At 68.8% G+C, this 17,451-nt stretch carries 21 protein-coding genes and 2 pseudogenes; 16 read left to right on the forward strand and 7 right to left on the reverse strand.

The window, feature by feature from the left end:
• Window positions 1-509: 509 nt before the first annotated feature.
• Entirely contained in the window at window positions 510-1,490 is a 981-nt protein-coding gene (locus JMT67_RS15410) for a sensor histidine kinase (RefSeq protein ID WP_201464105.1), read from the reverse strand.
• Between the two features lie 96 nt (window positions 1,491-1,586).
• Window positions 1,587-2,561, reverse strand: a complete 975-nt coding sequence (locus JMT67_RS15415) for an alpha/beta hydrolase (RefSeq protein ID WP_201464106.1) — start codon at window positions 2,559-2,561, stop codon at window positions 1,587-1,589.
• A gap of 91 nt (window positions 2,562-2,652) precedes the next feature.
• On the opposite strand from JMT67_RS15415, the gene JMT67_RS15420 reads away from it, so the two are divergent.
• The gene (locus JMT67_RS15420; RefSeq protein ID WP_201464107.1) at window positions 2,653-2,835 is read left to right on the forward strand and encodes a hypothetical protein; all 183 of its coding nucleotides are present in this window, start codon (window positions 2,653-2,655) and stop codon (window positions 2,833-2,835) included.
• Here the strand turns inward: JMT67_RS15420 and JMT67_RS15425 are convergent.
• From JMT67_RS15425 to JMT67_RS16505, 4 genes and pseudogenes are all read right to left on the reverse strand, one after another.
• On the reverse strand, window positions 2,832-3,641 hold the full coding sequence (locus tag JMT67_RS15425; protein WP_054764882.1) for a hypothetical protein: 810 nt from the start codon (window positions 3,639-3,641) through the stop codon (window positions 2,832-2,834). The two genes, JMT67_RS15420 and JMT67_RS15425, sit on opposite strands and share 4 nt — an antisense overlap.
• Window positions 3,638-3,859 (reverse strand): hypothetical protein, encoded by a 222-nt coding sequence (locus JMT67_RS15430; RefSeq protein WP_054764883.1) that lies wholly within the window; start codon window positions 3,857-3,859, stop codon window positions 3,638-3,640. Before JMT67_RS15430 ends, JMT67_RS15425 begins: the two co-directional genes overlap by 4 nt.
• 68 nt (window positions 3,860-3,927) lie before the next feature.
• A pseudogene (locus JMT67_RS16500) lies at window positions 3,928-4,863 on the reverse strand (ATP-binding cassette domain-containing protein); the annotation flags it as partial.
• Window positions 4,864-4,974: 111 nt separating this feature from the next.
• Window positions 4,975-5,847: pseudogene (locus JMT67_RS16505) on the reverse strand (ATP-binding cassette domain-containing protein); the annotation flags it as partial.
• Window positions 5,848-5,997: 150 nt separating this feature from the next.
• Between JMT67_RS16505 and JMT67_RS15440 the strand changes: the two are divergent.
• The 8 genes from JMT67_RS15440 (at window position 5,998) to JMT67_RS15475 (ending at window position 11,898) form a co-directional block, all read left to right on the forward strand.
• A complete protein-coding gene (locus tag JMT67_RS15440; protein WP_201464109.1) occupies window positions 5,998-6,576 on the forward strand; it encodes a TetR/AcrR family transcriptional regulator in 579 nt (192 codons plus the stop codon).
• Window positions 6,573-6,911, forward strand: a complete 339-nt coding sequence (locus tag JMT67_RS15445; protein ID WP_201464110.1) for a DMT family transporter — start codon at window positions 6,573-6,575, stop codon at window positions 6,909-6,911. The genes JMT67_RS15440 and JMT67_RS15445 overlap by 4 nt, the downstream gene beginning before the upstream one ends.
• A 100-nt stretch (window positions 6,912-7,011) precedes the next feature.
• A complete protein-coding gene (locus JMT67_RS15450; protein WP_201464111.1) occupies window positions 7,012-8,058 on the forward strand; it encodes a methyl-accepting chemotaxis protein in 1,047 nt (348 codons plus the stop codon).
• Window positions 8,059-8,090: 32 nt separating this feature from the next.
• The gene (locus JMT67_RS15455; protein ID WP_054764887.1) at window positions 8,091-8,558 is read left to right on the forward strand and encodes a YcgN family cysteine cluster protein; all 468 of its coding nucleotides are present in this window, start codon (window positions 8,091-8,093) and stop codon (window positions 8,556-8,558) included.
• Between the two features lie 63 nt (window positions 8,559-8,621).
• Entirely contained in the window at window positions 8,622-9,047 is a 426-nt protein-coding gene (locus tag JMT67_RS15460; RefSeq protein WP_201464112.1) for a type II toxin-antitoxin system PemK/MazF family toxin, read from the forward strand.
• Between the two features lie 347 nt (window positions 9,048-9,394).
• On the forward strand, window positions 9,395-9,823 hold the full coding sequence (locus JMT67_RS15465; protein WP_201464113.1) for a hypothetical protein: 429 nt from the start codon (window positions 9,395-9,397) through the stop codon (window positions 9,821-9,823).
• On the forward strand, window positions 9,750-10,964 hold the full coding sequence (locus JMT67_RS15470; RefSeq protein ID WP_233455950.1) for a DNA-packaging protein: 1,215 nt from the start codon (window positions 9,750-9,752) through the stop codon (window positions 10,962-10,964). Before JMT67_RS15465 ends, JMT67_RS15470 begins: the two co-directional genes overlap by 74 nt.
• Window positions 10,965-11,343: 379 nt before the next feature.
• A complete protein-coding gene (locus tag JMT67_RS15475) occupies window positions 11,344-11,898 on the forward strand; it encodes a GNAT family N-acetyltransferase (RefSeq protein ID WP_183216807.1) in 555 nt (184 codons plus the stop codon).
• A gap of 34 nt (window positions 11,899-11,932) precedes the next feature.
• On the opposite strand, the gene JMT67_RS15480 is transcribed toward JMT67_RS15475, so the two are convergent.
• The gene (locus JMT67_RS15480; protein ID WP_201464114.1) at window positions 11,933-12,184 is read right to left on the reverse strand and encodes a type II toxin-antitoxin system Phd/YefM family antitoxin; all 252 of its coding nucleotides are present in this window, start codon (window positions 12,182-12,184) and stop codon (window positions 11,933-11,935) included.
• Between the two features lie 104 nt (window positions 12,185-12,288).
• On the opposite strand from JMT67_RS15480, the gene JMT67_RS15485 reads away from it, so the two are divergent.
• The 7 genes from JMT67_RS15485 (at window position 12,289) to JMT67_RS15515 (ending at window position 17,412) form a co-directional block, all read left to right on the forward strand.
• The gene (locus JMT67_RS15485) at window positions 12,289-13,443 is read left to right on the forward strand and encodes a phage portal protein (protein WP_201464193.1); all 1,155 of its coding nucleotides are present in this window, start codon (window positions 12,289-12,291) and stop codon (window positions 13,441-13,443) included.
• Between the two features lie 49 nt (window positions 13,444-13,492).
• Window positions 13,493-13,729 carry a hypothetical protein gene (locus JMT67_RS15490; RefSeq protein WP_201464115.1) on the forward strand — a complete coding sequence of 79 codons (237 nt, stop codon included), beginning with the start codon at window positions 13,493-13,495 and terminating at the stop codon, window positions 13,727-13,729.
• Window positions 13,730-13,834: 105 nt separating this feature from the next.
• Window positions 13,835-14,230 (forward strand): HK97 family phage prohead protease, encoded by a 396-nt coding sequence (locus tag JMT67_RS15495; RefSeq protein WP_201464194.1) that lies wholly within the window; start codon window positions 13,835-13,837, stop codon window positions 14,228-14,230.
• Between the two features lie 836 nt (window positions 14,231-15,066).
• Window positions 15,067-16,305: a phage major capsid protein gene (locus tag JMT67_RS15500; RefSeq protein WP_201464116.1), complete on the forward strand. Its 1,239-nt coding sequence runs from the start codon at window positions 15,067-15,069 to the stop codon at window positions 16,303-16,305.
• Window positions 16,306-16,448: 143 nt separating this feature from the next.
• Window positions 16,449-16,712, forward strand: a complete 264-nt coding sequence (locus JMT67_RS15505; protein ID WP_054764896.1) for a head-tail connector protein — start codon at window positions 16,449-16,451, stop codon at window positions 16,710-16,712.
• The gene (locus JMT67_RS15510; protein ID WP_227976057.1) at window positions 16,679-17,005 is read left to right on the forward strand and encodes a phage head-tail adapter protein; all 327 of its coding nucleotides are present in this window, start codon (window positions 16,679-16,681) and stop codon (window positions 17,003-17,005) included. The genes JMT67_RS15505 and JMT67_RS15510 overlap by 34 nt, the downstream gene beginning before the upstream one ends.
• Entirely contained in the window at window positions 17,002-17,412 is a 411-nt protein-coding gene (locus JMT67_RS15515) for a DUF3168 domain-containing protein (protein WP_201464117.1), read from the forward strand. The genes JMT67_RS15510 and JMT67_RS15515 overlap by 4 nt, the downstream gene beginning before the upstream one ends.
• The last annotated feature ends 39 nt before the right edge of the window (window positions 17,413-17,451 follow it).

Below are 17,451 nucleotides of genomic sequence, written 5' to 3' on the forward strand. Positions count from 1 at the left end.
CGTGTGCTTCGTCCCCTCGCCAAGTCCGGGTTGGACTTGGCCGGGTGGGTTCGGACCTCGGCCTGGGCGTCGTCGGGGCGGGAGCCCGCGAGGACGGTCGGCTGTATCCTGTCGCGCCCCTGGTCTCAGGCGTTCCGCGGATTGCGTCCGCGTCGTCCGTCGATCCCGATCCGGTTCTCCCTGCGTCCGCCGGTCCTGAAGACCGTCGAAGGCCGGAAGCCTGGATCCCGCCTGACGTCCGTTACGATCCTGAAGATCGCCCGTTACGCCGGGTCGGAGAGCCGGGCCGGTCCGCTTGAAGCCGGGGTCTCCCCCGTTTTCCGCGCCGCCGTGTCCCTCGGCCTGTTGACGTTCTCGCGAAAGCCGGTATGAGGCAAGCGCCCGAACTCGCCCCGATGTGCATGACCGGCCCGGCGGCGGTGGACAAGCCTGTGAATATCGGTGGACGGATCAAATTCGCTTTTGCGGATCAGGGCTTTGCGCTGTCCACAGAAACGGCGGCCGGTCGATCAGTGATCGGCGGGACGCGGATAGGTCAGGCGGCACAGGGCGCCGGGCGCGCCGTCGACCAGACTGAACCGACCGCGCAGCTGTTCGGTCAGGCCCAGAACGATCCGCAGGCCCAGGCTGCGGCTCTGGCCGGGGTCGAAGGCCGGCGGCGGACCGGCGCCGTCGTCGCGCACCTCCAGCCGGCGTTCGCCGTCCACCTCATAGAGACGGACGTCAATCCGGCCGGGGCGCCCGGGGAAGGCGTGCTCCAGGGCGTTGTTGACGCATTCCAGCAGGATCAGGGCGACCGGCGTCGCCTCTTCCGCCGTCAGGGCGTGGCAGGCGCGCTCGACCTCGATCGTCACATCCGTGCGGCCCGTGGCCTCCAGGGCGTCGGCGACGAGGCGGCGGGCCAGGTCGTCGAAGGGGGCGGCGGCGCCGTCGGCGTCCAACAGGCTGCGCTGCACCTTGGCGATCAGGGCGGTGCGGGCCGCAGCCTCCGACAGGACGCGCCGGGCCGTCTCGTCCCGGGTCATGCCGGCCTCCAGCCGCAGCAGGCTGGAGACCACCTGGATGTTGTTGGACACCCGGTGCTGGACCTCCTTCAGCAACAGGTCGCGGCTCTCGGCCAGGGCGGCGTTGCGCGCCACCTCGCGCTTCAGACCGTCGGTCGCCGCATTCATGCCGACGATGAAGAAGATGTCGACCGCCACCACGAAGACGTAGAAGGCCAGGGCCAGGCCGGTCGCTGCGCTCCAGTCGAACCCCGGCGCCCCGATCCAGAACCACCAGGCGCTGAGGCCCGACAGGACGGCGGTCAGGATCGCCGGCCCCAGTCCGCAGAAATAGGCGATCACCACCACGGCCGGGAAGAAGGTCAGATAGGGGAAGCCCGGCGGGAACCAGTCGGCCAGGGCCATGCGCACCCCGAACGCGGTCAGCCAGCCGCAGATCGCCAGGCCGTAGCCATAGAGGGGACGGCGAAACAGGACCGGGTTCAAAGCCTTACTTCTCCCCGATTCCCGCGTCCGGACCGCGCGGTGGTGACGTTTCGTGAGGTAAGGGAAATCCCTCAGTCCCACAATCGGGAATTTTCCTTATGACTTCAGGTGCCTGTTGAGCCAGTGACGGACGGCCGCCCGCGCCCCGCGCGCGGCTGGGCCGCCGAAATGCAGGAAGCCGTGCGGCGCCTCGGGGACGCGGATCAGATCGGCCTCGGCCGCCTCGCCCCAGCGGGTCGCCATCAGCAGACTGTCCTCGAACAGGGGGTCGTATTCGCCGGCCAGGAAAAGGGCGGGGGGCAGGCCCTCAAGGTCGGCGTAGAGGGGCGAGACGTCGGGCCGACGCAAGGCTTCCTCGTCCCGATCGGGCGCCAGCCGCGCCAGATCCGCCTGCATGGTCGGTCCGTTGAACAGCAGGGTCCCGGGCCCGGCCGAGCGGACGCCCTCGGTTCCCGACAGGTCGAAGACCCCATAGGTGAAGACGCAGCCTTTGACCTTGTCGATCAGGCCCTGGTCGCGCAGGGCGACGGCGGTCAGGGCCGCCAGATGGCCGCCGGCGGATTCCCCGGTCAGAAAGACGGTCGCGGCGCCCAGATCGTCGACATGGGTCACGGTCCAGTGGGCCGCGGCGAGACAGTCGGCGATGGCGGCGTCGATATAGACGCCGCGCCGTTCGGACAGCAGGCGGTAATCGACCGAGACGACGCAGAAGCCGTGCCGGGCCAGATGGGCGTTCAGCCGGTCGTTCAGCCCGGCGCTGCCCAGCACCCAGCCGCCGCCGTGAATGTCCAGCACCACGGCGCGGGGCGGGCCTTCGGGCCTAAGGATGCGCAAGGGAACGGGCGTCTCGCCGTCGGTCTGGCGGATTTCGACGGTGACGCCGCGCTTGCGCAGGCGGGGAACGGTGACGGCCCCGGCGGCCGCGTCCAACCACAGGGACAGGCGCTGGCCCGCCTCGATCCGCCAGGGGTCGGTCCGCAGACGCGGGGCGCGGGCCAGGACGGCGTTGATCCGCCGCACCGCCGCCTGCTGGGCCGGGGGAAAGTCGACGACATGGGTGGAAAGGGTCATGAGGCTGGAGTGGGTAAGGGCGGCTTTGGTTTCAAGGGCGGAGGTTCGGAAGGTCTCGTCAGCCGAAAGAAACCCGGCTAACGTCCGCCCCATGAAGAAGCTCACCCCCTTCGGCGTTCTGCTGATCTTCGGCCTGATCGGCCTGCTCACCGACAAGTTCGGCCTGTGGTTCGCCTTCGGCCTGGTCGCCTTCATCGTGGTCGGGGTGATGCAGAACCGGGGCCAGGGCAAGACGCCGCCTGAGGATCAGGACGGCGGACCGGCGCAGGGCTAGACGACCGTTCCGTCCGCCGGACGAGGACTGGGCTTGCGCTGAAAGACGACCTGAAGCGCCACATTCTTGATCTGCGACCGTTCGATCAGCAGCAGGGGAATGGGCGCCGCGCGGGCCATCACCCTGTGACTGAGGCTGGTCTTTGTGGGCTCCAGCCGGAAGGCTTGGCAGTTCTTCAGGGTCAGGGCGACGATCTGCTTGTCGGTGTCGAGAGACAGGCTCGCGACCTCGCCCTCATAGCCGACCCAGCCGTTCTCGGTCTCCATGTCGGTCACGACATAGGCGGCCAGATGCTTGTCGTAGGCGGCTTCGGGACTGAGCTGAACCAGGGTCGAAGCCCAGCCGCCGTACAGAAATCGGAACAGGGGGACCGCAGGCTGGGGCGGCTCAAGCCGAGCCCGAGCGATGCTGGTCCGCTCCGCGCCGCCGATCGCCCATCGCATGACCAGATAGGCGCCGATCGAAAGGACCAGGAGGACGAACAGCAGCGACCAGACCTCAAGGCCGAGGAAGGGGTCGGTCTTGGGCGGCGCGGCCAGGAAATAGGCGTAAGGATTGGGGTTCCACGGCGGACGCAAGGCCGGAAGGGAGTAGGCGACGCCGTCCCCCAGGACGAAGACGAAGGCCGCCGCCGCATGGGCCGTCAGGGCGCCGAAGATGACGATGGACAGGGCGGTGAAGGAGTTGGGGGCAGGTGGGGCCGGCGCCACCACCTTGCCGCCGCCCGAGGTGTAGAGGGCGGCGAACACCGCCAGACCTGGAGCCAGGATGAACAGCGCCCAGGCGACCCCGAGCGTGACGGTCAAACGGCGCGCGCCGGGGTCTTGGCCTGCATCTTGGCCTGAGCCTGGGCGGGCGCCTCGGCCTGAGCGGTGGTCGCGACAGAGGGCGGCGCGGGCAGGATGACGACGCCGTCGTCGCGACGCTCGCCCTTGGCGATGGCGGCCGACCAGCTGCCGTACTGTTCGACGATCCTGCGACCGGCGCGCAGGGTCTCTTCAGAAGCGATCTGCATCGTCGACATGGAGTCTCCTTCAGGGCTTCACCCTAGCATGAGATTGGGTTTGGCGCATCCGATTCAAGCGGCGCCCCTCACCCAGCCAGGGCCGCCTTCTTCTCTTCCAGCTCCAGCCATTCCATCTCGGCGGATTCCAGCTCGGCGCGGGCCTTTTCGGCGGCCTTCATGGCGGCGTCGAAGGCCTTGGGGTCGCGGGCGTAGAGGTCGGGGTCCGACAGGGCGGCGTCGTGGCGGGCGATGGTCGCGGGCAGGGGTTCGATCAGCTTTTCCAGCTCTTCCAGACGGCGGGCGTCCTTGTAGGGGAGTTTGGCGGGCTTCTTTTGAGGGGCGGGGACGGCCCGAGCCCCCTCCACCGCCTTCGGCGGTCCCCCTCCCCCAACGGGGGCAGGATTAAGAAATCCCGGATTCTGGCGCAGGAAGTCGGTCCAGCCGCCGGGGGTCTCGACGATGTCGCCGCGGCCGTTCAGGGCCAGGGTCGAGGTCGCCAGCCGGTCGATGAAATCGCGGTCGTGGGAAACGAGGATCAGGGTGCCGTCATAGCCCTCGAGCAGCTCTTCGAGCTTGTCGAGCGTGTCCATGTCCAGGTCGTTGGTCGGTTCGTCCAGGACCAGCAGATTGGCGGGCTTGGCCAGGGCGCGAGCCAGGAGCAGGCGATTGCGTTCGCCGCCCGACAGGGTCGAGATCGGCTGACGCAGCTGGGCCTCGGAGAAGAGGAACTCCTTGGCGTAGGCGGCGACGTGTTTGGACACGCCACGCACCAGGATGGAGTCCCCCCCGCCGGGCGTCAGGGCGTCCCACAGGGTCATGTCGGACTTCAGCCCCTCGCGCGACTGATCCAGATAGACGGGCTCCAGATTGGCGCCCAGGCGGACCGTGCCTTCGTCAGGGGGCAGTTCGCCCAGCAGGGTCTTGACCAGGGTGGTCTTGCCCGCCCCGTTGGGGCCGACGATGCCCAGGCGATCGCCGCGCATGATGCGGGTGGTCAGGTTCTTGAACAGGGTGCGGCGGGCAGGAAGTGGCGAGTGGCGAGTGGCGAGTGGCGAGAGCGACGGGTCCTGCTCGGCGGTCGGGGCGGCGGAGCCGTCGCTCGCCACGCGCGACTCGCCACTCGCCACTGTGTCGAACCCCTTCGACACCCCCTTGATCTCGGCGACCAGCTTGCCCGAGGTCGCGCCGGAATCGACGCCCAGGGACAGTTCGCGCGGGACGTCCTTCATCTTCTCGGCCCGTTCGGCGCGCATGGCCTGGAGGGCGCGGGCGCGGCCCTCGTTGCGGCTGCGGCGGGCGGTGATGGAGCGGTAGAAGGTCTCGGTCTCGCGCTCGATGGTCTTGGTCAGGCGGCGCAGGGATTCCGCCTCCTCCTCCAGCGTCTTGGCGGCCCAGTCGTCGAACTCGACGAAGCCCTTGTTCAGGGTGCGGACGCGGCGGCCCTCCAGCCAGTGAACGGTGTCGGTGACGCGGTTCAGGAAGGCGCGGTCGTGGCTGACGACCAGAAGGGCGAACCGGGCCGAGATCAGCTCGGTCTCCAGAAGCTCGATGGCGAGGATGTCGAGGTGGTTGGTCGGCTCGTCCAGCAGGAGCAGATCGGGCTCCTCGGCGAAGGCCTTGGCGAGCGCCGCCCGGCGGGTTTCGCCGCCCGACAGCCCTTGGGTGGACTTGGCCGGGTCCAGGCCGAAGGTGGTCAGCCAGGCCTCGGCGGTCCAGGGCTCGGCCTCGCCGGACGAGGCGTAGTCCAGCAAGGTTTCGCCGGCGATGATCGGCTCCTGCGGCACATAGGCGAAACGGGTGGCGGACTGGACCGAGCGGTCGCCGCTGTCGGGCTCGATCAGCCCCATGACCACCTTCATCAGGGTGGACTTGCCCGCCCCGTTGCGGCCCACCAGGGCGGCGCGGCTGCGGGGTTCGACCGCCAGATCGACGCCGTCGAACAGGGGGCGGGGGCCGTCCTGAAGGCGGACGTCCTTGAGCGCGACGAGAGGGGGTCTGGCGGCCATCTGACTTTCGATCCTCCCTGGGGAGGCTGTACGGGCGGGGAAGGGGCGGGAAGGGCGTTGATCTAAGGGCTGGAGGGCCGAGACGCCACCGGAAAGATCGTCCATCGGCGCCCAGCTTGACAGTTACCGTCCGGCCGGTATGTAGCGTTTATGGACACCCCCTCCCGCCGCCGCGCGCCCGATCAGACCCGCGCCGAAATCATCGACAAGGCCCTGGAGGTCGCCGCCGAACTGGGGGCGACGGGCTTTACTCTGGATGCGGTGGCGGCGCGCACCCGCGTCAGCAAGGGCGCCCTGCTGCACCACTTTCCCAGCAAGACCGCCCTGTTGGAGGGGATGATCGATCATCTGGGGGCCATGCATGTGGAGAGCGTCCTGGCCGAGGCGGCGCGCGATCCGGAGCCCTACGGCCGCAACGCCCGCGCCTATCTGAGGGTGACGGTCAATGAGCCGGTGACCTTGCAGGACGTCAGCATCGGGCGGGTGGTCCTGGCCGCCTTCGCCCTCGATCCCAGCCTGGTGCTGCGCTGGAAGGCCTGGATGGAGCGGATCAAGACAGACGATCCCGATGATCCCGTCGGCGCCGACGACGCCCTTATGCTGCGGCTGATCGCCGACGGCCTGTGGATGTCGGACCTGTTCGGCCTGCATCAGGTCTCGGAGGAGCAGCGAAAGGCCCTGCTGTCCCTGCTGACGCCGGGCCATACGATCACGGCCAACGAACCGTGAGCCCCGTCACCTGGGCCGCCCTCTTGGCCGCCATCGCCTGTGAGGTGGCGGGCACCAGCCTGCTTCAGGCCTCGCAGCAGTTCACCCGGCCTTGGCCGACGGCGGGGACGGCGGTCTGCTACGGCCTGGCCTTCTATCTGCTGTCGGTCGCCCTGCGACAGATGCCGGTGGGGATCGCCTATGCGATCTGGAGCGGCCTGGGGGTGGTGGCGATCTCGGTGATCGGGGCCGTGGCCTTTCGCCAGAGGCTGGACGCGCCCGCGATGCTCGGCTTGGCCCTGATCGTCGGCGGGGTGGTGGTGATCCAGCTGTTTTCAAAGAGCATGGCTCACTGAGCCGTGGTTATCTGGCGTTAAGTTTTATCGTCCTAGCCTTCGCGCTTGCCTCGGTTCGCCCGCCTCCCCTTGTGGCGCGCCGGGCGGGACGGGGGTCTCCATGAGTGAAGCGGACGCGGGCGTCAGGCCTGAGCGTATTCTCGAGCTGTCTGAGCGGCTGAACGCCGTGGCGGGCGAGAAGATCGGCGAGATCGCCTCGGTCAATCGGGCCTCCAAGATGCTGGTGGTCAACGCCCAGGTGGTGGCCGCCCGCAGCGGCGAGGCCGGGCGCAGCTTCATGGTGGTGGCCGAGGAGTTCAAGCGCATCTCGGGCCAGATCGACGACATCGCCGGCGCCCTGGAGCAGCAGGTGCGGGGCGACCTGAGCGAGCTGTCGGCCATCGGCGGGGCGATCCTGGGCCAGCTGCGGGGCCAGAGGCTGGCGGACCTGGCGCTGAACGCCATCGAGATCATCGACCGGAACCTTTATGAGCGGACCTGCGACGTGCGCTGGTGGGCGACCGACAGCGCCGTGGTGGATTGCGTCGCCCAGCCGGACGCCGCCAAGGCCGAACACGCCAGCCGCCGGTTGAAGGTCATTCTGGACGCCTACACCGTCTATCTGGACCTGTGGATTTGCGACAGGAACGGGACCATCGTCGCCAACGGCCGGCCCGACCGCTATCCGGTCCGGGGGCGGTCGGCGCGAGAGATGACCTGGTTCCGCGACGCCCTGGCGACCCGATCGGGCGAGGATTTCGCCGTGGCGGACGTCGCCCGGCTGGAGGCGTTGAACGGGGCGCCGACGGCGACCTACGCCACCGCCATCCGCCAGGGCGGCCTGGCGAACGGGGCGGTGATCGGGGTTCTGGGCGTCCATTTCGACTGGCAGGCCCAGGCCCAGACGGTGGTGGACGGGGTGCGGCTGACGCCCGACGAAAAGGCCCGGACCCGGGTGCTGCTGCTGGACCAGACGCACCGGGTGCTGGCGGCCTCGGACGGGGTCGGGGTGCTGAACGAGACGGTCAAGCTGGACGTCGCGGGCGGCGCCATGGGCAGTTACGCCAAGGGGGGACGCACCATCGGCTACGCCCGCACGCCGGGCTATGAGACCTATCAGGGCCTGGGGTGGTATGGATGCCTGGTTCAGGACGCGGTCGCCATCTGATGGCCGCATCCGTCGATTAGGCGCCCCGTCCAATGATCCCCGAGCCCACCCGACCCTATTGGGAAACCAAGACCCTGGCCGAGATGACCCCGGCCGAGTGGGAGGGGCTGTGCGACGGCTGCGGCCTGTGCTGCGTGATCCGGTTCGAGGACGAGGACACGGGCGAGGTGATCCCGACGCGGGTCCACTGCCGGCTGTTCGACCCGGACGCCTGCGCCTGTTCGGACTATGCCAACCGCAAGGCCCAGGTGCCGGACTGCATCAAGCTGACGCCGCACAATATCGAGGCGCTGGAGTGGATGCCCAAGTCCTGCGCCTATCGTCGGCTGCACGAGGGGCGGCCGCTGGCGGCCTGGCATCCGCTGGTCTCGGGCGATCCCGAGACCGTCCATGCGGCCGGGGTTTCGGTCCGGGGCCAGACGATCTCGGAACTGGCCCTGGCCGAGCCGGAAGACGCCCTGGATTTCGAGGCGCCCGAATGGATGGTCGAGCGGGGGTGAGGTGATTATCCAGGGTTGACGGCGTCACTACCTTTTCGGGTCGGTCGCTGTTAGTCATTGGGGATGGCGATCACGTTCCACCCCCGTGTGGGGACCATTCTTCTTTGCGATTACGGCACAGGCTTTATCGAGCCTGAAATGATCAAGCTTCGATTGTCGGTGGTGATTTCGCCCCGCCTGCGGAGACGTGAGGGGCTGTGCAACGTCGTGCCGCTCAGCACGACGCCTCCGCACGAGGTCTGCGACTACCACTACAATCTCGAGCTTGAGCGCGATTTGCCCAGACCCTGGGAGGGTCGTGAGAAGTGGGCCAAATGCGATCTGTTCGCTGCGGTCAGCCATAAGCGGCTGTCTCTGATCGGCGTCGGGCGAGGGCCTGACGGCTCACGGAAATACATTCAGCCTTGCGTTACTGAGCAACAACTCAAGAGCATCAGGGCTTCCGTGCTCTGCGCCTTGAGCCTCCAGCAGTTGACACGGCATCTGTAGGCCCCCAAATTGGGCTCGTCCCCGCTCTGTTTCGGCATCGGGCTTTGAGACCATTCCGCTTGACGGGGTGGCGGGCTTCAGAAGGCGATGACAAGCTGCTGAAGCCGTCGAATTCCAGGGCGCATCCTTACGGGTGCGCCCTTTGTCATTCTGTTTGGCCTATCGCGCTTCGCGCTACTTGAGGCATGGCTCTGGGCCTACCGCGCTTCGCGCTACTTGAGGCCGTTGCCGGATGCATGGCCTCAAGCCGTAGGGCGACGCTGTCTGAAATCCCCTTCTTCCAAACCCTTACGCCTTTCTGAGTGCGAACTTCCGGCCTGGGAACGCTGGTGCGCTAGGGTTTGGGCATGACGGGAAAAAGCGAAGAGAGCGAGGCGGGCGGCGACTGGCTGGCGCCGCTGTTCGAGCAGTTGAAGGGGGCGGTTCAGCGCGCCGCCGCCGTACTGGCCAAGGACGATCCCGAGGAAAAGGCGGATGCGGAGACGCTGGCGCGGCGCGCCGGCGTGGTGGCGCGCGCCGCCCTGGCGGTCGATGCGATCCGCCGCCGCATGGAGGCTGAGCGCAGGGCCGAAAAAGACAGCGAAGAGGACGAAATGGGTGGGCGAACCGACAGACCCGAGGAGGACGAGCGGCTGCGACGCCGGCTCACCCTCCATTCCGAGCGTTTGGACCGCATTCTGGAGACGAAAGGCGCCCGACCAGATGGACGCGCGCGAGTTGAGGCGGATGGTGCGGGCGACGGGGCTGCATCCTCACCAATGCCCGCCCCTGGATGAGCCCTGGCGGACCTGGCTGCTGCTGGGCGGGCGCGGGTCGGGCAAGACCTTCGCCGGGGCGGTGTGGATGGATGTGGCGGCGCGGTTCAGGCCCGGCGCGGTCATCGCCCTGGTCGGACCGGCCCTGCACGACGTGCGCGAGGTGATGGTCGAGGGGGAGGCGGGGATCAAGGCCCTGGCCGAGCCGGGCGACCGGCCCCGCTGGGAGGCCGGGCGGCGAAGGCTGGTGTGGGCCAACGGCTCGACCGCCTACGCCTTTTCCGCCGAGGACCCGGACAGTCTGCGCGGACCCCAGTTCCACGCCGCCTGGGCCGACGAATTCTGCACCTGGCGCAAGCCCGAGGCGGTGCTGTCGAACCTGAGGTTCGGCCTGCGGCTGGGGCCCGATCCCCGGCTGGCGGTGACGACCACGCCCCGGCCCATTCCGGCCCTGCGCCGGCTGATGGCCGAGGCGGGGACGGTGACGGACCGGGCGGCGACGGCGGACAACGCCGAGAACCTGTCGCCGGGCTATGTCGATCATCTGACCGACCTTTACGGCGGGACGCGGCTGGCGGCCCAGGAGCTGGAGGGACAGGTGGTGGAGGGCGAGGGCGCCCTGTTCCGTATCGCCGATCTGAAACAGGCGCGCGGAAGCCGGCCGGCCGAGCTGGACCGGGTGGTCGTGGCGGTCGATCCGCCCGCCAGCGCCCACGGCGACGCCTGCGGCATAGTGGTGGTGGGACGGCGCGAGCGGCGGGCCTTCGTCCTGGCCGACCGGACGGTGCGAGGCCTGTCGCCCGGCGGCTGGGCCGCCGCCGTCTGTCGCGCGGCGCGGGATTTCGACGCCCAGGAGGTGGCGGCCGAGGCCAATCAGGGCGGGGAGATGGTGCGAAACGTTCTGGGCCAGGCGGACTGTCCGGCCCCGGTCGCCCTGGTCCACGCCCGCCGCTCCAAGGCCGCCCGGGCCGAGCCGGTGGCCCTGTTGTACGAACAGGGGCGGGTCGTCCACTGCGGCGACTTTCCCGCCCTGGAGGAGGAGATGCTGGCCCTGGGCTGCGAGGGCGGCGCCAGCCCCGACCGGGCCGACGCCCTGGTCTGGGGCGTGTCGCGGCTGATGCTGGAGCCGCGGGGCGAGGGGCCGTCGGTGCGGCTGTTGTGAGGAGGAGAAAATCCGCAGAAAATTAGATTTTCTGTACCTCGCCCGATGCGGGCAAGCGATCAAACGGAAAGAGCGTTTGCTCGTGCCATATATGTCGCCTTTTGTCAACCTGGACGCCGCTTGACGAGCGCTGATCCGGACGCAATCTGCTTGATGTCGCGATACGCGAGCGACGGATCAAGACCTTTAGGCTGAAAGGAGGACGATATGACTGCGCTTAGAAAAGACAGCTTTTGGGCCGACCTTACGGCCATCCTTTCTCGTAAGCCTGTGGCGCCGCGGGAATCTCGGCATGCGCGCGAGTTTGCGAAGAAGGTTTATAACAGGACAGGCGGGGTAACGCCCGGAATGAAGCGCCTTTACGCTGACCTGTTGGAAAATGAACGACGCAGCCGCGAGGCTTGAGCCGCCTGTTCCGACCTTTGAATTCAAGCGCCTCTCTGGTCCGATTCAGAGAGGCGCTTTTCTGTGTGGATACCGCGAGATCGATCAGTGGGTGTCGGGCGCCCACAAGGAGCACAAGGCCCTCAAGTCGCGCGTGGTGACGGCCCACCTCAAGGGCAATCCCGCTGTCGCGGGACTTTACTCCATGCGTATTAGGCTGGAATCCGACACTGATATCGCTGGCCACGGCAAGGTGTTTCGCACCGAAAACGGATATTTTTCAGCGGTTCAGCTCTGCTACCTCGCGGTCCAACGGCCGCTGCAAGGCAAGGGGATCCTTGGGCCGTTGCTTTTGACGCATGCCATCCGGGAGTTTGGCGAAGTCGCGCTGAGAACCGGCATCTGCGCCTTGACGCTGGTGGCGGCGGACGAGCGCAAGGCGGCCTTCTATAGGCGAATGGGGTTTGAAACTTATGGAAAGCCCTGTTCCATGCCCAAGATGTTCTACCCAGCTCAGTCCGCCATAGACTTGATCGAGCAGACGGCGTGATCCGGCCGCTACGGCGCTTTTGACGCCGAATTCGTCAATCCTGCCGCGCCGGTGAATCTGCTTCCGGCTGAAGGAAGAGGGTTGCTTCTTCATCCGTCAGCGGGCCGAGGTGGGCCAGGCCGCCGATGCGCAGGCTGGGGCGGGACTGGACCGGCGCCTCCGCGGCGCGGATGACGGCGACGGCGTGGCCGTCGCGGGACAGGACGATTTCCTCGCCCTGTTCGGCCTGGGCGGCGAGTTCGGCCAGGGTGGCCTGAGACCGGGCGATGTCGACGTGGATCGTCATAGGACGAGACTAGCACGGGCGGGGCGGAGGCGAAACGGCGGCGCCGAGCGCCGGCCGCCGCCTCCGCTGCGGCGAGACATTTTCAGGAGAGTGCGATGGGTGGGATGCGGTGGCCGTTCGGCCGGGGCGGGCGTGCGCCCGATCCGGGCGCGCCGGGGGCGAAGACCAGTCGGACGGCGGTGCTGCTGTCGGGCGTCGGGCGGGCGCGGTGGACGGGCAATGACTACGCCGGCCTGGCGCGCGAAGGCTATCAGAAGAACGCCGTGGCCTATCGCTGCATCCGCATGATTGCGGAGGCGGCGGCCTCGGCGCCCTTTGCGGTCTTTGTGGACGGGGTGCGCGACGAGACCCATCCGCTGGCGCGGCTGATCCGCCGGCCCAATCCCGAACAGTCGGGGGCGGAGCTGATGGAGGCGGTTTACGGATCGCTTCAGGTCTCGGGCAACGCCTGGATCGAGGCGGTGGGGGACGCGGTTCCCGAGGAGCTGTGGGCGCTGCGGTCGGACCGGGTCAAGGTGGTGCCCGGCCGGTCGGGCTGGCCCGAGGCGTGGGATTATTCCGTAGACGGACGGTCGATCCGGATCGGGCGGGCGGCCGACGGCTGGGCGCCGGTGATGCAACTGAAACTGTGGCATCCGCTGGACGACTGGTACGGCCTGTCGCCGCTGGAGGCGGCGGCGCAAGGGGGGGACGCCCACAATGCGGCCGGGGCCTGGAACAAGGCCCCGCTGGACAATGGGGCGCGGCCGTCCGGCGCCCTGATCTATGGGGCCAAGGGCGGCGAGCGGCTGACCGACGGACAGTTCGAGGCGCTGAAGGCCCAGTTGTCCAGCGCCTACGCCGGGGTGGAGAACGCCGGGCGGCCGATCCTGCTGGAAGGCGGGATGGACTGGAAGCCCCTGAGCCTGACGCCCGCCGAGATGGATTTCACGGCGGGCAAACATGCGGCGGCGCGCGAGATCGCCCTGGCCTTCGGGGTTCCGCCGCAGCTGCTGGGGATACCGGGGGACGCCACCTATTCCAACTATCGCGAGGCCAACACCGCCTTCTGGCGACAGACGGTCATACCCCTGGCGCGCAAGGCGGCGGGCGCGATGACCGGCTGGCTGGGCGGACGGTTCCCCGGCTGCGAGGTGCGGGCCGACCTGGAGGCCGTGCCGGCGCTGCAGCCCGAACGCGACGCCCTGTGGGCGCGGCTGGAGGCGGCAAGCTTCCTGACCGACGCGGAGCGGCGACGGATGGCGGGGGTGGAGGGATGAGGAAGGGGTGTCGCGTGTCGAGTGGCGAGTGGCGAGGGAGACGTGACGCATGAGCGACGACTCTCAGGTCCGGCGCGTGCCGACCGCCCTGGTGATCGCGGTCGTGGTGCAGACCATCGGCGGACTGGTCTGGGCCGGGGGCGCGGCGGCGCGGATCGCCACCCTGGAGCAGAGGGTGAGCGAGCAGAGGCTGGTGGCCGAACGGCTGGCGCGGCTGGAGACGCAAGGCGGGGCGGCGGCGGCGGCTGTCGAGCGGATCGAACGGGGGCTGGGGGGGGGCGGGTGAGTGGTTAGTGGCGAGTGGCGAGTGGCGAGTGGTGAGGCGAACCGGGCGATTGGACGAGGGCAGGCGCGTCTTCGCTCCCCCCTCGCCCCTCGCCACTCGCCACTCCTGATCCAGGGCTACGCCTCCCTGTGGGGCGTGGCGGATCTGAACGGGGACGTGGTCCAGGCGGGGGCGGTCGCCGACAGTCTGGCCAAGACGGGCGCCGAAGGAGTGCGGATGCTGAACCAGCACGACGGCCGGGCGCCGGTCGGGGTCTGGGACGAGGTGCGCGAGGACGAACGCGGCCTGTTCGTGCGCGGCCGGATCGAAGACTGGTCGCCCGAGGCCCGCTTCGCCGCCGCCCTGAGCCGGGCGGGCGCGATGGACGGCCTGTCGATCGGATACCGCACGGCGCGGGCGCGGCGTCAGGGACGTTTGAGGGTGCTGAGCGGGGTCGAGCTGTGGGAGGTGTCGCTGGTGACGTTTCCCATGCTGCCGGGGGCGCGGTTCAACCTCGCCTGACGCGCCCTGGGACGGCCTGGGGCCAATCGACATTCAGCCTGCCGCCGTCCTGCCGGGGCGGTGCGCAGCGGAACGCTGATTGAGGATGGGTTCATCACAACGGGCACGACGCGGTCACGGCGAACACGGCGCGTTCCGATGGCGTCGTGACCGCTGTGAATCCGTCGTGATCGCTGTGATGAACCCGGTCGCCGCATCAAGGCCCGCTGACGCGGGAAGAGCGGCCTGACCGCAGTAGGCTGAATGTCGATTGAACCTAGCCGCCCGGAGCCTTCGGATCGGCGGTCAGAAGGATATCTATTTCACGCAGCCTGCCGATCAGGCCGCCAGTCGTGGCTGCGATCAACATGGCATAGCCAGACAGGTAAACCCACCAAGCGTTCGCCCCCTCCAGCAAGAGACTAAGACCGCCCACCACTATCCCTAAGGCTTGAGCAAGCACGACCGGGACCATCCATCCCGTGAGTGCGGAAAGGGCCTTTCTCTGCTGCGGCGACGCTTGCGCGCGTTGGGCGCGGGCCCAGGTCAGAAGCGCTGGAAACCTGCTTCGCAGTCCGACGGCCACACCGGCGGCCGCCAAGACTGTTGATAGGATCAAAAGTCCGAGCCCTCCCATGCCGGGCGGCGGCGAGGGGGCAAGCCGACCGTAAAAAACGCTAGCCAGAAGCATCAGGGCGAGTGTGCCCCAAGTCGCCGCCCGCCGTAGAGCCCCTCTATCCATGCTGCATTGGTAGCATGAGGCGCAATCAAGGCTAGGGGCTGGATCACACAATTCCGGGGCTGCAACCCGGACATTCCCGCGCGCCCCTCATGGACGCGCTCACACCGGAGACATCATGAAAGAGACCAAACAGGCTTCCGGCTCCCCGGAAGCGCAGGCTGTCGTGCGCGAGATGATGGCGGCGTTCGAGGCGTTCAAAGGGGCGAACGACGCCCGGCTGGGCGAGATCGAGAAGAAGGCGGCGGCCGATGTGCTGCTGGAGGAGAAGGTCGCGCGGATCGACCAGGCGGTGGCGGCGGCCCAGGCGCGGCTGGACCGGGTGATGAGCCAGAACCGGCGTCCGGCCATCGGCGGCGAGCCGGTGGAGCCTGTGTCGGCGCCCGAGGCGAAGGCGGCGTGGGACGGCTATCTGAAGACGGGCCACTCGCCTCAACTGGCCGGCGCCCTGGAGGTCAAGGCGGGACTTTCGACGGGGGCGACCTCGGGCGGCTATGTCGCGCCCTATGAGACCGAGCGGGCCATCGAGCGGCGGCTGATGGCGGCCTCGCCGATGCGCGAGATCGCGACGGTCAGGACGGTGGCGGCGGGCGTGTTCCGAAAGCCGGTCTCGACGGCGGGCGTGGCCTGCGGCTGGGTGGCGGAGACGGCGGCGCGGCCCGAGACCGATCCGGCGACCCTGGCCCTGCTGGAATTCCCCTCGGCGGATCTGTACGCCAATCCGGCGGCGACCCAGGCCCTGCTGGACGACGCCATGGTCGATCTGGACGAATGGCTGGCGGCCGAGGTCGAGGACGCCTTTGCGGCCCAGGAGACCCAGGCCTTTGTGGCCGGCGACGGGGTGAACAAGCCCAAGGGCTTTCTGGCCTATCCGACGGCGGCGGACGCGGGTCAGGTCTGGGGCCAGATCGGTTATGTGGCCTCGGGCGCCGCAGGCGGGTTCGCGGCCGACAGTCCGACCGACCGGCTGATCGACCTGATCTATGCGCCCAAGGCCCAGTATAGGCCGAACGGCCGGTTCGTGATGAACCGGAAGACGGTCTCGGCGGTGCGCAAGTTCAAGGACGCGGACGGCAACTATATTTGGCAGCCGGCGACGCGGCTGGGCGAGACGGCCAGCCTGCTGGGCTATCCGGTCACCGAGATCGAGACCATGCCGGATGTGGCGGCGGGCAGTCTGTCCATCGCCTTCGGGGACTTCCAGCGGGGCTATCTGATCGTGGATCGGGCGGGGGTGCGAGTGCTGCGCGACCCCTATTCGGCCAAACCCTATGTGCTGTTCTACACGACCAAGCGCGTCGGCGGCGGGGTGCAGAACTTCGACGCGATCAAGGTGATGCGGTTCGCGGCGACGTAGTCGCGGAGTGACGAGTGGTCAGTGGCGAGTGGCGAGTGGTCGCTCGCCGCTGACGTATGAAACGGCGTTTGGGCTGAGTAGGGGTGGCGGTCTCGCCGCTCGCCACTCGTCACTCGCCACTTCCGAGCAAGGCGAGGAGAGACATGGCGCAACCGGTGACGGCGGCGGAGGCGAAGCTGTTTTTGAGGGTCGAGCATGAGGCCGAGGACGGCCTGATCCAGACCCTGATTGAGGCGGCCCAGGCGCGGGTGGAGGCGGAGGTGGGATTGAGCCTGACCTCCACCGCGCCGGCGGGGCTGAGGCTGGCGATCCTGATGCTGGTGCTGCGGGCCTATGAGCGGGGCGAGGCGGCGGCGGACCTGTCGATCGACGAATGGACCGCCCCCTATCGCACGGTGCGGCTGTGAGGGTTCTGGCGAGCCTGTTCCGGCCGGTGGAGGCCGAGACCCCCTATGGCGGGCGCAGCGTGGGTTTCGAACCCGTCGGCTCGGCCTGGCTGACCTGCGGGACGCGGCGGCGGATCGAACGGGGCGAGGGCGATCAGAGGCGCACGGTCGAGCGGCTGAGCGCCGAGGCGCGGGCCGACGCGCGGCTGGCGGTCGGGCGGGTGCTGCGGTTCGGCGGGGCCGACTGGGACGTCGTGGGCCTTGATCCTCTGCGACCGGGGCGGCTGCGGCTGGAGCTGGAGCGGGTGCGATGAAGGATCATGAGAGCGCCCTGCAAAAGGCGGTGGTCGCGGCCCTGAAGGCGGATGCGGCGGTGTCGGCCCTGACCGGGGGGCGGGTGTTCGACCAGCCGCCGGAGGGGGCGGCCTGCCCCTATCTGGCGCTGGGCCGATGCGAGAGCCGACCGGTGGCGGCGGACGGGGGCGGGGTGGAGCAGAGACTGACCCTGACCGGGGTGTCGCGCTTCCTCGGCGCGGAAGAGGCCAAGGCGATGGCGGCGGCGGTGCGGGCCTGTCTGCACGAGGCGGTGCTGGAGGCGGACGGGGTGCGGACCGCGACCCTGAGAGCGACCTTCGCCGACGTGTTCGGGGCGAGCGACGGGCGGCGGACCTATGCGGTGGTGCGGCTGAGGGCGGTGACCGAGGAAGTGGCGAGTGGTTAGTGGCGAGTGGCGAGCTGGATCGGGCGGGCGGAAGCAGCG

The organism is Brevundimonas aurantiaca, assembly GCF_904830995.1.
GTDB lineage: Bacteria > Pseudomonadota > Alphaproteobacteria > Caulobacterales > Caulobacteraceae > Brevundimonas > Brevundimonas aurantiaca.

Coding starts and splice junctions, on each gene's coding strand:
- JMT67_RS15415 (WP_201464106.1), bottom strand. CDS start 2,561: ATGACCCTTTCCACCCATGTCGTCGACTTTCCCCCGGCCCAGCAGGCG.
- JMT67_RS15420 (WP_201464107.1), top strand. CDS start 2,653: ATGAAGAAGCTCACCCCCTTCGGCGTTCTGCTGATCTTCGGCCTGATC.
- JMT67_RS15430 (WP_054764883.1), bottom strand. CDS start 3,859: ATGTCGACGATGCAGATCGCTTCTGAAGAGACCCTGCGCGCCGGTCGC.
- JMT67_RS15440 (WP_201464109.1), top strand. CDS start 5,998: ATGGACACCCCCTCCCGCCGCCGCGCGCCCGATCAGACCCGCGCCGAA.
- JMT67_RS15450 (WP_201464111.1), top strand. CDS start 7,012: ATGAGTGAAGCGGACGCGGGCGTCAGGCCTGAGCGTATTCTCGAGCTG.
- JMT67_RS15455 (WP_054764887.1), top strand. CDS start 8,091: ATGATCCCCGAGCCCACCCGACCCTATTGGGAAACCAAGACCCTGGCC.
- JMT67_RS15460 (WP_201464112.1), top strand. CDS start 8,622: ATGGCGATCACGTTCCACCCCCGTGTGGGGACCATTCTTCTTTGCGAT.
- JMT67_RS15465 (WP_201464113.1), top strand. CDS start 9,395: ATGACGGGAAAAAGCGAAGAGAGCGAGGCGGGCGGCGACTGGCTGGCG.
- JMT67_RS15470 (WP_233455950.1), top strand. CDS start 9,750: ATGGACGCGCGCGAGTTGAGGCGGATGGTGCGGGCGACGGGGCTGCAT.
- JMT67_RS15475 (WP_183216807.1), top strand. CDS start 11,344: ATGAACGACGCAGCCGCGAGGCTTGAGCCGCCTGTTCCGACCTTTGAA.
- JMT67_RS15480 (WP_201464114.1), bottom strand. CDS start 12,184: ATGACGATCCACGTCGACATCGCCCGGTCTCAGGCCACCCTGGCCGAA.
- JMT67_RS15485 (WP_201464193.1), top strand. CDS start 12,289: ATGCGGTGGCCGTTCGGCCGGGGCGGGCGTGCGCCCGATCCGGGCGCG.
- JMT67_RS15490 (WP_201464115.1), top strand. CDS start 13,493: ATGAGCGACGACTCTCAGGTCCGGCGCGTGCCGACCGCCCTGGTGATC.
- JMT67_RS15500 (WP_201464116.1), top strand. CDS start 15,067: ATGAAAGAGACCAAACAGGCTTCCGGCTCCCCGGAAGCGCAGGCTGTC.
- JMT67_RS15505 (WP_054764896.1), top strand. CDS start 16,449: ATGGCGCAACCGGTGACGGCGGCGGAGGCGAAGCTGTTTTTGAGGGTC.
- JMT67_RS15510 (WP_227976057.1), top strand. CDS start 16,679: ATGGACCGCCCCCTATCGCACGGTGCGGCTGTGAGGGTTCTGGCGAGC.
- JMT67_RS15515 (WP_201464117.1), top strand. CDS start 17,002: ATGAAGGATCATGAGAGCGCCCTGCAAAAGGCGGTGGTCGCGGCCCTG.